Here is an 11,721-nt window from a genome sequence, read left to right as displayed (position 1 = left end):
ACTTCTGTTGTTTCTTTTAGTATTTCAAGGAGTTCTTGGAATACATAGTTTTTATCATACATTTCTTGAAAAGAGTAAAAGTTTTTGATAATCTTGTTTATCAATGATTTTTGGTCGTTATCCAAAGGTCCTAAGGCAAGCCTTATTATTATCTTTTTGTGAAACTTTCTAGTGAATACAAGTAGATCAGCATAGACTGTATTATCATCGTGAATAGTTGGGGACTTTGAAATCTCATTAGGAGTTATAACATCCTTGAGGATCTTCGTATTTTTGGATCTAAAACTAATTAGAAATCCTTTGTGAGTCTCTGAGTATATACCGAAATCTATATCGTTAGATAGTGTTTTAAGACATATACTTTTGAAATCAACAGAGTATATATCACTTTCGGCTAATAATATCTCTTCCAGTGTATTTATTAGGTTAAATATTCTATCTAGCATATGTATTTAGATACTCTTCAAGGTTTATCCTTTTTAACATTTCTAATTTCTTGCCATTTTTGCTCTCCCAGAATATTCCAAATGCTTTAGAACCAATGTAGTAAATCTTTTTGTCTTTATCAACTCCAAAATTATCTCTTACCCACTCAAACACACAATCAAAATGAAAAATGTTACTACCGACTATGATGTTTGAAGGATCATAGTATGTGTTTTGTCTGCATATTGGACAAACACCTGTTATTACAGTTTCATCACATTTAAAGGTTATATCGTGTAGGTGGGTGTTATTATTGATTATATGCTGTTTTTTGGCGTACCTGTGAAACATTTTGTTTTTAGATGGTTTTGGAGGTCTCATAATATCTTACCCCACCAATCAATAAAATAATCTCTATCCAATGTTTTTATAAGTTCTTCTAACTCTCTCTTGGTTAGTTTGTTTGTGTTGTAGATACTGTTTTCTGAAGCGACCTCTCTTGATATAACTTTCAGTTCATGAATGTCAGATATTTTGTAGTGTGTTCTAGTGTTTCTTAGAATGTCAAACACGATCTTCTCTCTCTGTTTTTTATCTAGTAATTTCCAAGTTTCATCTATCCTATTTCTGAATAGTTTTGGTGTTTCCAGTATCCTTCTCTCGTGAGGAGTTAGTCTTTCAGCACAATACCAGCATATACCACTGCTACTATCTAAAGGTTCAACTATCTCGCTTGTAAGGAATCTGTTATGGCATGACTGGCAATGAATGATATTCTTTGAAACTAATATGGTGTTATGGTCCCAAACTCTAAGTTGTTGAGACGATTCTATCTCTAAGAAGTCAAATGCTTCTGATGGTAGTATATCAAGTGTTACTAGTCTTTCATTAACGAAAAGCTCAATGTGTTCTTCACCATATGTTTTCCTGAATTTGTTATTCTTTATCAGAAATTCTGAAATAATTTTCCCATCCTTCTTCCAAGCCTCAAGTATAGGTGTAAAGAAGAAGAAATTCCACAGTTTTTGAAATGTTATGTTTGTATTGCTTACAAACCAGTTTACAAAGGGTAGGCTAATAAAGTCATCGTGGTTTCTTATCCTATCAAGGTTAAGTAGGACCTCTAAGTTTGTTTTACTTGATCTTATTTTGTATAATTCCAAACCTAGTTTTCTCATAACATGATTAATTATCAAATATAATGTTTAGTTTATCAAGAAAAAAATCTTGTCTTGAGAGGGTTATTATATTTCTATATGTTGTGGCAGTAAGATATGTGGTTTTCCTTAATTATTTTCTTGTCTGGGAATGTGGTTTTGCAGATTGAAGTTGCTATAGGGCAGCGATTGTAGAATGGACAACCTTTACTTTCTTCTTCTCGCTCAAGAGTTTTGAACTCTTCTACAATTTTCTGGTTAGGGACAGAAGATAAAAGAAACCTGGTGTATGGGTTTGTAGGATTTGAAAAGATACTCTCTGAGTTTCCGATTTCCATTATCCTACCTTTATACAGAACTAGAAGGTAGTCTGATATGAACCTTGTGGTTGAAATGTCGTGAGATATGTAGATATAGGTAAGTCCATACCTTGCCTTGATGTCAACAAGTAGGTTGAGTATCTGTGCTCTTATAGATACATCTAAAGAAGATACTGGTTCATCCAGAACTATGATAGATGGTTGTGATATGATACTTCTTGCGATGCTTACTCTCTGCTTTTCTCCTCCACTTAACTCGTGTGGATATTTGTAAAGTATGTCTTTACTCAATTTCACATCTTCAACAACTTTTGCTATTCTGTCCTCAGCCTCTTTGTTTGACAATTTTTCTCTGAAGAGTAGGGGTTCAGTTATTATGCTCTTTACGTTCATTCTGGGGTTAAGGGAACTCAGAGGGTTTTGGGAAACTGTGTGTATGATTTTAAGGTAATCTTTCTTAACTTGTTTATTGAATATTGATTTTCCATACCATAGGACATCTCCTTTTGTTGGCTTAATCGCACCTAGAACGATGTTTCCTATCGTTGTCTTACCTGAACCGCTTTCACCTACGATAGATAAAGTTGTATTTCTAATAACATCAAAAGTTATATCTTCAAGTGCTTTGACAGGTATATAATACGCAAGTCTATTTGGGTCTTTTACGAAAAAGTTTTGGGATACTGAATTAACTTGAATAATTTTATCCATCTTATTCAAGAACCTCTACATCTACAACAGTATCGTTCTCTTTGAGATTAACCGCTCTTATACCTCTCGCTGGTCGTCCCATAAGTGATATGTTGTTAGCAGGCATTCTTATTATCATACCTTTTGATGTTATTATAACAACATCATTATCTTCGGATACACTCAGTGTTCTGACTACTTTACCAGTTTTTTCACTTACACCAAAGTATATCATTCCTTTCCCACCTCTACCTTTGATAGAAAATTCTTTCATTTTAACTCTTTTGGCATATCCTTTTTCTGTGACTACTAGTATTTCTTTATCCTCACTATACTTTATAAGTCCAATAACATAGTCGTCGTTTCTTAATCTAATTCCTACAACGCCCCTAGCAGACCTACCCATAGGTCTTATGTTCTTTTCAGATGTTCTTAACGCAAGTCCGTTTGTTGTTGCTATTATAATATCATCATCACCTCTTGTGAATACAGCATCCTGCAAAACATCTCCACTCTCGGTAGAGAGTGCGATGATACCTGTTGACCTTATGTTCTTAAACTCATCAACATCAACTTTCTTTACCATGCCTTTTCTAGAGATTATAGTTATAAACCCTTTCGCTTCCTTGTCAAACACCACAAGCGACCTGATTGTCTCTTCATTACCTATATTAAGTAGTGTTCTTATGTTAGTACCCCTAGCAACCCTTGAAGTTTCAGGAATTTTATAAACATCCAATGAGTATGCCTTACCTTTGTCTGTGAATATAAGTAACTCTTCGTGTGTATTTGCTATCACAAGGTGTTCAATAGAATCCTCTTCCATCGTAGAAGTAGCGGAAACACCTCTACCACCAGCCCTTTGAGACCTATAAACAGAAAGTGGCATCCTCTTTATCATTCCAAGGTTTGTAAGTATTATTGTTACATCTTCTTTCTGAACTAGTTCTTTCTCTTCAACTTCTTCAATCTCGCCATACTCAATCGTTGTCCTCCTCTCGTCTCCATACTTTTCCGCAAGATATTTCAAATCATCTTTAATGATCTTGAAAACTCTATTTTCATTTGAAAGGATATCTTTTAGATCCTTAATTGTCCCAACAAGTGATTTATGCTCTTCTTTGAGATCCTTAACTTCAATTGAGGTAAGTTTTTGAAGTTTCATATCCAGTATTGCGTTTGCTTGAACCTCTGTTAGTTTAAACTCCTTCATCAGATTTGTTCTAGCGTTAGAAGGCGATTCTGATGATTTTATTATAGAAATTACTCTGTCAATATTGTTGAGTGCTATTAGAAGTCCCTCAACTATGTGTAGCCGTTCTTCTGCTTTGTTTAGGTCAAACTTTGTTCTTCTTATTATAACTTCTACTCTGTGATCAACATAATACTTTATTAGGTCTTTTAGTGACAGTATTTTAGGTTCATTATTCACTAGTGCTACCATGTTAATGCTAAATGTTTCTTGGAGTTGGGTGTGTTTGTATAATTTGTTTATTAAGATTTTGGGGTTGATGCCTCTTTTGAGTTCTATTACTATTCTTATTCCATCTCTGTCTGATTCATCTCTTATATCGGATATCTCATCAATTTCACCTTCTCTCACGAGGTCAGAGATTCTTTCAATGATTGCTGATTTTCTGACTTGGTATGGTATTTCTGTTATTACGATTGCGTCTTTACCGTTTTTGAGTTTTTCTAACTTCATTTTTGCTCTTATCACGATTTTACCATCTCCGGTTTCATAAGCCTTGAACATCTCTTCGTTGGCTATTACTACCGCACCTGTTGGAAAATCTGGTCCTTTGATAAACTTCATCAGGTCTCTCACGGAACAGTTTCTATGGTCTATGTAGTATGAGATAGCATCTGCGACTTCTTTGATGTTGTGAGTTGGTATATTGGTAGCCATACCTACTGCTATTCCCGTTGCACCGTTGAGTAAAAGGTTTGGTAGCATTGATGGTAGTACAGTTGGTTCTTCCAGTGAGTTGTCAAAGTTGGGTCTGAAATCAACGGTGTTTTTATCAATGTCTTTTAGCATCTCTTCTGCTATTTTTTCCAGTCTTGCTTCTGAATATCTCATTGCGGCGGGTGGGTCTCCATCAATAGAACCGAAATTCCCCTGTCCATCAATCAGAGGATAACGCATGTTGAAGTCTTGTGCCATTCTTACCAGTGCTTCATATACCGAAGCATCTCCGTGTGGATGGTACTTACCAAGTGTATCTCCAACGATTCTTGCGCACTTTTTGTAAGGAGTATTACTCCTTACTCCTAGTTCTTCCATAGTGTATAGTATTCTCCTCTGGACTGGCTTTAGCCCATCTCGCACATCTGGTAGAGCCCTGCTAACTATCACACTCATCGCATAAGTTAAGTAGGATTTTTTTACCTCTTCCTCCAAGACTGTTTCAATTATCCTCTCCATAATCCCTCCCATTAATTACTTTTAATATCAGAAGTCATAGAAACCTTCTACTACTCCTTGTTTGAAATAACACAATATTCACTCTTGAATATAGTATTAGTAATTATGAATGAATATCTGCTTTAGAAACACCTAAACAGCAAAGTCTAAAATTTACAAATAGAGTTAAGTTTCTTCTTTACCTCATGGTTTTCTGTTGGGACTGAGTAAGTATTCTTTTAACAAGTATCTAAGACCTGTTAGAAGGCGAGATTTTAAGATTGACTAACACTTTCTAAAAGGAGTGTGTAAGTAAAAAGTCTAGAGTCTTGTCTTATCACTTGATAGAAATTTGGACTTGTTGTGTAAGGTTTGTAAATTGTTTTGTATATTGTGCTGGTTTATTGTTTTTTGAGAATGTATTTAACTATTTTGTTGCTTATGAAGAACGTTACGGTTTGGGTGGATACAGTGTATCTTCCATTCATAAGCCATATATGATTCACATTTGTTGAGTCAACTGCGACTAGGTTAATGGTGTATGTAAAATTTGTATTGCTTATTGTTAAGTATAAATTGTTGTCTTTGAAATCAACCGACCATCTTGTATTGAGAGTATTTGTAGAAGTTCCAGAGATTGTAATTATGCTACCACTGTAGTTTGAGAGATTGTTTGATACAAACAGAAGATTGTTCTGGAATGAATATATAGTCATAGGTGATACATTTACAGTGCTATTAGAGTATTCTATCTTTTCGTGTATCCAATTACCGAATAAGTGTTCAATATCTTCGGTTATTTGAGGTAGATTATTGCAGCCAAGTATCATTAGAAGGGGTATGAGTAATATTGTATATCGTGTCATATACAAGGCAAAATACACAGAGTAAATTATAAACAATGCTTCATTCCTGTTTCTAAATTGTTTTGGTAGGATTTAAACATATAGAATATTCTTATGTATCACATACTAAAGTCAATTTGGGAGGCATTTCTAGGAATTTTAGGTGTTCTGTTTGAGAGAGTTTCAAAGTTTTTTATGAATATTTTTGGAATATCTTCGGAGATAGACCTTGTAACGAATGAGGTTAGGAAGGCTCTGTTTCTTCTTTCGCTGTCGTTTTTAGTGTTTTTTGTTTTCTCTGTGATTGTTATTGCAATCCTTCTTACTCCTTCCAAGACGGTGGTAGTTCCAGATGTTGTTGGGGATGATATAATTGGTGCTTTAGTAGAGATTGGTAATGCGGGATTAGTTCCTAATATGGAAGTTGTTATATCAGAGGATAAGCCTAGGGGTATTGTTGTAAGACAGATACCATCGCCTGGTAATATAGTTAGGGAGGGAAAGTCAATAAAAATATTCGTTAGTCTGGGTAGTGGTGAATTTGTTTTGCCTGACTTTACTGGTAAGCAGATTGAGGAACTAAGAAGTTTTCTTGCTTCCAAGGGTGTTTATATATCTTCTGTTGAATATGTCCAGTCAGAGATGGAGCAGGGAACAGTGATAAAGACTTATCCATCCTTCGGTTCAAAACTTAAGCCTGGTAGTCAAGTTGTTGTTTATGTAAGTAGTGGTCCTCAAGTAGGTTTTCCTATGCCTAATATGGTAGGTTTTTCTTATGACAAAGCGATGTTATTCCTTGACTCAAAGGGTGTTAGTTTTAAGGTAACTACAACTCAAACTACAGACCCTGCCAATGATGGAGTGGTTCTTGATCATCTGCCTCGTGAAGATGAGTTTGTGTCTCAGAATGTAGTTCCAGAATTGTTTATAGGTGTTTTTGGTGATGAGAATGTTGTTCAAAACACAAGGTTTGTACTTTACAAAGTAGGGCTTCGCTCCTTCTCAAAGGCTGATGTGAATACTTACTACATTAGAATTTCTATAACTGACTCCTCCGGTAATAGAAGAATTGATAAAACACTAAACAACCTATCAACTCTTGTCTTACCTCTCAAAGTTAGAGGTGTTGCAAAAATACAAGTATTCGTAAATGAAGAACTAGTTAGAGAAGATACGATATGAAGAGTGTAAAAATAGCACCTTCAATATTCGCAGCAGATTTTGTGAATCTTAAGAAGGTTATTGAGGATATTGAGCGACTTAAGGTTGATTACATACACTACGACATAATGGATTATCATTTCGTTCCAAACATAAGTTTTGGTCCGCTGATAACTGAGCAAATCGCAAAGGCTACGTCAATACCGGGTGATGTTCATCTTATGATAGAGTTATCTCCTAGTAAGGTAGAGAGATTTTTTATTGATAATGTTCAGATAATAACAGTTCATACGGAAGCGGGTGGATTTTCAAGGAATATACTCAATCTTATAAAGGAGAGTGGTAGGAAAGTAGGTATCTCAATAAAACCTGGGACGCATCCGGATGTGATAATACCTTATCTTGATTTAGTTGATTTAGTGCTTGTTATGACTGTTGAACCAGGCTTCTCAGGACAATCTCTTATTCCGGGAACAGAAGGGAAAGTTAAGAAGGTTAGAGAAATCCTGTCTCAAGTATCAAGGGATGTGGAGATTGAAGTTGATGGTGGGGTAAATATTGAGAATATGTGGCGTTTGATAGAGAGTGGTGCGAGTGTGTTAGTTATGGGTAGTTTCTTTTTTAGAGATGGTAATGCGGAGAGAGTAGTTAATACACTTAGGATGAATTATGGAAAAGATACTTAAGAAATTGTCGTTTTGATATTTGTGTTTGACACAAACTATAGTGGGGGTTGTCGTTTGCTGAAGTTTTTATGGGTCTTCTCAATTTTAAGAATTAAAGGAGTTGGTGGGTTTTGTTGGATTTGGTTTTGAATATTAGTAGTTAATTTATTATATTATTTAGTCATGATAAAAGTAGGAATAGTATCAAATAGTGTAGTTACTTCTAGGGTGATAGGTGTAATACTTATCTCAAAGGGATATTACGCGAACCATATATTCCCAAACGACTTTGATGGTGGTGATAGTTTTGATGTTTTTGTGATGGATTATGATGGTATTAAAAAATTCAGCGAATCTAGTTCTAATGTATTATTTGAGAACCTAGTCAATACCAAAAAGTATCTGATTTTGATAACGTCTGAAAAGGATATTTTAAGATTGAAAGAATTCCATCAAAAGGGAGTAAAGGGAATAGTTGATAGTTCTTTGAGGGTGGAAGACGTTGCCGAAAAAGTTTATGAAATATTGCAAACATTGCCAATTAGTGATAATGATAAAAGAAAGCATTATAGGGTTAGGGTAGAGTATGGAGTTATAAGAGTGGAGATTTTACCTAACAAGTTTATTGAAGGTAATATATACGATATCAGTGCTGGAGGTGTTAGTGCTAACTTTTCATCCGAAGTAGAAGCGAATATGTTCATAAATAACAAGGCTTACCCTTGTGAGGTTATATTTGGTAACATAGTTATAAGGTCCAAAGTTTTTCTGGTAAGAAGAGATAGGTTATTTTGTGGTTTCAGGTTCTTTGGCCTTGACAATAGACAATTGATAATGCTATCAGAGTTTATATACCATAGTATAATAGAGGAGACTTACGGTAGGAGTATTCTATCAAGGAAGTCATAGCATTACGATACTCTGGAACCACTTTCAATATCTTCATCGGTCGTTATTATGACAAGTTTTCCATTATTGTCTTTTGCCGCTAGTAGCATTCCATAAGAACTCTCCCCCATCAATGTGACTGGTTTAAGATTATTTACTATTATTATATTCTTTCCTATCACATCTTCTGGGTTATAGTGTTCTCCTATACCTGCTATTATCTGCTTTTCTGTTGAACCAATTTCAACTATAAGTTTTAAGAGTTTCTTTGATTTTGGTATTCTTGACGCTTCCTTGACTTTAGCAACTCTCAAGTCAAGTTTCTTGAAGTATTCTATGTCTATTATCTCATCTGTTGGTATCGTCTCTATGTTCTCTTTCTTGGCAGAGGCTTTAAGTTTTTCTATCTCAATTTCAATAACCTCATCTGGTATTTTTGTGAAAAGAGTTTCTATGTCTGGTGATATTCTAGTGTTTGTTCTGACGAATATTTTACCGATGTCATCCCAAGTTATTTGTTTTAATATTTCTTTATCGTATCCTAGCATCTTCATAATCTTTTCTGATGATGATGGCATGAAAGGATACATTGAGAGTCCGAGTGTGAAGATTATCTGAACAGCAATGAATAGTTTTGTGTTAAACTCATCAGTGTTAGGTTTTAGTGTCCATATTTTTGCTTCGTCAACATACTTGTTGCCAAGAAAGGCGATTTCTCTTAGATATTTTATTGCCTGTCTGAACTCAAACTTCTCAAGCAGCTCTCCAATGGTTTGAGGTATCTCTTCTAGATTTTTGAGGATTGTATTCTCAAGAGGTGAATATAGAGATGGGATTGGTGTTGGAATGATACCGTTGTTTTTTGAGTTCAAGAACTTCAAAACTCTGGATACTAGGTTTCCGAAGGCGTTTGCTAGCTCTTCATTTACCTTTTCCTGAAACTCTCTCCAGTAGAAGTTGGCATCCTTCGTTTCTGGCATATTTATGCAGAGATAATACCTTACGGCATCAGGGTTGAATTTTGAAACAATGTCATCAACCCATATAGCCCAGTTCCTTGAGGTTGAGATTTTCTCACCTTCTAGGTTCATAAATTCGTTAGCAGGTATGTTGTATGGTAATATCCAGTTGCCGTTCTGCGCCATAAGTGTTGCGGGCCATATTATAGCGTGGAATGGGATATTATCCTTTCCGATGAAGTGAATGAGTTTTGTTTCGGGGTCTAGCCAGTATTCTTTCCATTTGTCTGGTTGTCCTACCTTTTGAGCCCATTCTATCGTGGATGAAATGTAGCCTATTGGTGCTTCAAACCAAACATACATAACTTTACCTTCGGTCCCTTCAATAGGTAGAGGTATCCCCCAATTGAGGTCTCGTGATATAGGTCTGTCTTTCAGTCCTTCGTTTATCCAAGAAAGAGCGAAGTCTCTAACGTTCGGCTTCCAGTCAATTTTTGAATTTAAGTATTCTCTTAAATTCTCTTCAAACTTGTTTAGTGTAAAATACCAGTGTTTTGTTTTCTTTATTACAGGCTTGTTTCCACATATAGCACACTTTGGGTCTATAAGTTCGGTTGGGTCAAGCGTTGAACCACACTTTTCACACTGGTCACCTTTCGCATATTCATATCCGCATTTTGGACATTTACCTGTTACATATCTGTCAGGTAAAAACATCTTGTCATTATCGCAGTAGAATTGTTCTTGTTCTTTAACTACGGTATATCCATTGTTTAAAACATTCAAGAAAAACTCTTGTGAAATCTTGAAATGGACATCCCTGTGAGTTCCTGAAAAGTTGTCAAACTCAATGTATAGTTTTTTAAAACTCTCTTTGATTTGTTCGTGATATTTCTTTACGATTTCCTCGGGTGTTGTATTCTCCTGCATTGCTCTTATAGTGATTGGAACTCCGTGTTCATCGGTTCCGCATATGAAGATAACATCATCTTTCTTCATCTTTCTGTATCTGTAGTATATGTCTGCTGGTAGGTATGCTCCTGCAATGTGTCCTATGTGTATTGGTCCATTAGCGTAGGGTAGTGCGGATGTAATTAGATATTTTGCCATCTCTTCCTCCTAACTACCTAAATTATATAAAATCTAATCAAAGTCTTTCACTAACTTATATTCATAACCTAATCTACTAGGTGTGATTGTATTTCAAGAGCTAGAACTTAATGATAAGATACTAGAACCCTTAAGAATGGATTCTATGTTTCTACTCTTTTTGTTATTATCTTCCACTTGTCATCAAACTTTTTTAGTAGGTAAAGAACTCTCCTATTTGCGTTGTAAGTTTTAGGTCCTTCTCTAGTTTGATATTTGTTTTTAACTACCCATTCAACTGAAACTACTGCAAACTCTCCTTCGTAGTAGGTGTTAAGTATTTTGTAGGATTGTATATTCAGTATTTCTGTGTCTATGAGATTTTTTTCTGTTAAGTATGCTTCTATTATTTTTTCTACTCTTCTCTTCTCCGAAAACTCTGTCAATTCAAGGAGGTTTGAAAAGTTTTTGTTCATTAAGTATTGAATTGCGTTGGATACAACGTTGTCTGGTTTTGAAAAATTAACACTTGCAAGTGAGTTATTGGCGAATGATCCAAAAGGTAGTATAATTAAAGTTATTAGGATTATGAATATCATTCTTTTCTCCTCAATTTAAAGAATCGGTATAGTGGGTTTTTATTAAATCTTTAGGTATCGCTTAATTTCATCTAAGAATTGATAATATTCTTGGTGAGGAGTTATTGTAATGGATTTTGTGAAGAACTCAGGTGCTTTTGTTATCTTTCTGGTGCTTTTGTCTAGGAATACCAGATCTGAAAGTCCTATGCATATTAACTCTCGGTCGTTTTCAGTCTTCCTGTAAATTCTATAGCCTATGCTTAATTTGGTTTTTGACAGTTCAATCAATCCGGATTGAATTATTATCTCATCATCGTAGTATGCTGAACCAATGAACTTTGCGGAAGCATATACAACAGGTAGCAAAAACCCATTTTCTTCAATCTGCTTGTATGTAATACCAGATTTTCTAATTAGATCTGTCCTGCCAACTTCCATCCAGACAAAGTAGTTTGAATAATACACAATTCCCATCTGATCTGTTTCTGAGTATCTTACTCTGATGATTGTTTCGCATATCATAGTCTAATCTC

General features: G+C 35.0%; 12 protein-coding genes. 3 read left to right on the top strand and 9 right to left on the bottom strand.

What is annotated here, in order from left to right; all coding sequences use genetic code 11:
* The 6 genes from NZ579_05255 to NZ579_05230 all read right to left on the bottom strand — a co-directional run.
* Positions 1 to 446 (bottom strand): hypothetical protein (locus NZ579_05255; protein ID MCS7299348.1); only part of this gene is annotated, 446 nt, incomplete at its 3' end.
* Positions 436 to 807 carry a hypothetical protein gene (locus tag NZ579_05250; GenBank protein MCS7299347.1) on the bottom strand — a complete coding sequence of 124 codons (372 nt, stop codon included), beginning with the start codon at positions 805 to 807 and terminating at the stop codon, positions 436 to 438. The genes NZ579_05255 and NZ579_05250, both read right to left, overlap by 11 nt.
* Positions 804 to 1,604: a hypothetical protein gene (locus tag NZ579_05245; GenBank protein MCS7299346.1), complete on the bottom strand. Its 801-nt coding sequence runs from the start codon at positions 1,602 to 1,604 to the stop codon at positions 804 to 806. Before NZ579_05245 ends, NZ579_05250 begins: the two co-directional genes overlap by 4 nt.
* Before the next feature lie 74 nt (positions 1,605 to 1,678).
* A complete protein-coding gene (locus NZ579_05240) occupies positions 1,679 to 2,614 on the bottom strand; it encodes an ATP-binding cassette domain-containing protein (protein MCS7299345.1) in 936 nt (311 codons plus the stop codon).
* 1 nt (position 2,615) lies between these two features.
* Positions 2,616 to 5,021 (bottom strand): DNA gyrase subunit A, encoded by a 2,406-nt coding sequence (gene gyrA / locus NZ579_05235; GenBank protein MCS7299344.1) that lies wholly within the window; start codon positions 5,019 to 5,021, stop codon positions 2,616 to 2,618.
* A 380-nt stretch (positions 5,022 to 5,401) separates the two neighbouring features.
* Positions 5,402 to 5,884: a hypothetical protein gene (locus NZ579_05230; protein MCS7299343.1), complete on the bottom strand. Its 483-nt coding sequence runs from the start codon at positions 5,882 to 5,884 to the stop codon at positions 5,402 to 5,404.
* A gap of 75 nt (positions 5,885 to 5,959) precedes the next feature.
* On the opposite strand from NZ579_05230, the gene NZ579_05225 reads away from it, so the two are divergent.
* The 3 genes from NZ579_05225 to NZ579_05215 all read left to right on the top strand — a co-directional run bounded on the left by NZ579_05225 (position 5,960) and on the right by NZ579_05215 (position 8,580).
* Positions 5,960 to 7,027 (top strand): PASTA domain-containing protein, encoded by a 1,068-nt coding sequence (locus NZ579_05225; protein ID MCS7299342.1) that lies wholly within the window; start codon positions 5,960 to 5,962, stop codon positions 7,025 to 7,027.
* A complete protein-coding gene (gene rpe, locus NZ579_05220; GenBank protein MCS7299341.1) occupies positions 7,024 to 7,692 on the top strand; it encodes a ribulose-phosphate 3-epimerase in 669 nt (222 codons plus the stop codon). The genes NZ579_05225 and rpe overlap by 4 nt, the downstream gene beginning before the upstream one ends.
* Before the next feature lie 162 nt (positions 7,693 to 7,854).
* On the top strand, positions 7,855 to 8,580 hold the full coding sequence (locus tag NZ579_05215; protein MCS7299340.1) for a PilZ domain-containing protein: 726 nt from the start codon (positions 7,855 to 7,857) through the stop codon (positions 8,578 to 8,580).
* A gap of 2 nt (positions 8,581 to 8,582) precedes the next feature.
* On the opposite strand, the gene metG is transcribed toward NZ579_05215, so the two are convergent.
* The 3 genes from metG to NZ579_05200 form a co-directional block, all read right to left on the bottom strand.
* Positions 8,583 to 10,628, bottom strand: coding sequence for a methionine--tRNA ligase (gene metG, locus NZ579_05210; GenBank protein MCS7299339.1), 2,046 nt, complete (start codon positions 10,626 to 10,628; stop codon positions 8,583 to 8,585).
* 143 nt (positions 10,629 to 10,771) lie between these two features.
* Positions 10,772 to 11,206, bottom strand: a complete 435-nt coding sequence (locus NZ579_05205) for a hypothetical protein (GenBank protein ID MCS7299338.1) — start codon at positions 11,204 to 11,206, stop codon at positions 10,772 to 10,774.
* Between the two features lie 42 nt (positions 11,207 to 11,248).
* The gene (locus tag NZ579_05200; GenBank protein ID MCS7299337.1) at positions 11,249 to 11,710 is read right to left on the bottom strand and encodes an acyl-CoA thioesterase; all 462 of its coding nucleotides are present in this window, start codon (positions 11,708 to 11,710) and stop codon (positions 11,249 to 11,251) included.
* Positions 11,711 to 11,721: the final 11 nt, after the last annotated feature.

This window comes from Spirochaetota bacterium (assembly GCA_025061835.1).
In the GTDB taxonomy this organism is placed as follows: domain Bacteria; phylum Spirochaetota; class Brevinematia; order DTOW01; family DTOW01; genus SKYB106.
This window is presented reverse-complemented; position numbering and strand designations above follow the sequence as displayed.

Bases quoted from the DNA above. Each gene is read 5' to 3' on its own strand.
- NZ579_05250 (MCS7299347.1), bottom strand. From the start codon at position 807: ATGAGACCTCCAAAACCATCTAAAAACAAAATGTTTCACAGGTACGCC.
- rpe (MCS7299341.1), top strand. From the start codon at position 7,024: ATGAAGAGTGTAAAAATAGCACCTTCAATATTCGCAGCAGATTTTGTG.
- NZ579_05215 (MCS7299340.1), top strand. From the start codon at position 7,855: ATGATAAAAGTAGGAATAGTATCAAATAGTGTAGTTACTTCTAGGGTG.
- metG (MCS7299339.1), bottom strand. From the start codon at position 10,628: ATGGCAAAATATCTAATTACATCCGCACTACCCTACGCTAATGGACCA.
- NZ579_05245 (MCS7299346.1), bottom strand. From the start codon at position 1,604: ATGAGAAAACTAGGTTTGGAATTATACAAAATAAGATCAAGTAAAACA.
- NZ579_05225 (MCS7299342.1), top strand. From the start codon at position 5,960: ATGTATCACATACTAAAGTCAATTTGGGAGGCATTTCTAGGAATTTTA.
- NZ579_05205 (MCS7299338.1), bottom strand. From the start codon at position 11,206: ATGATATTCATAATCCTAATAACTTTAATTATACTACCTTTTGGATCA.
- NZ579_05200 (MCS7299337.1), bottom strand. From the start codon at position 11,710: ATGATATGCGAAACAATCATCAGAGTAAGATACTCAGAAACAGATCAG.
- gyrA (MCS7299344.1), bottom strand. From the start codon at position 5,021: ATGGAGAGGATAATTGAAACAGTCTTGGAGGAAGAGGTAAAAAAATCC.
- NZ579_05240 (MCS7299345.1), bottom strand. From the start codon at position 2,614: ATGGATAAAATTATTCAAGTTAATTCAGTATCCCAAAACTTTTTCGTA.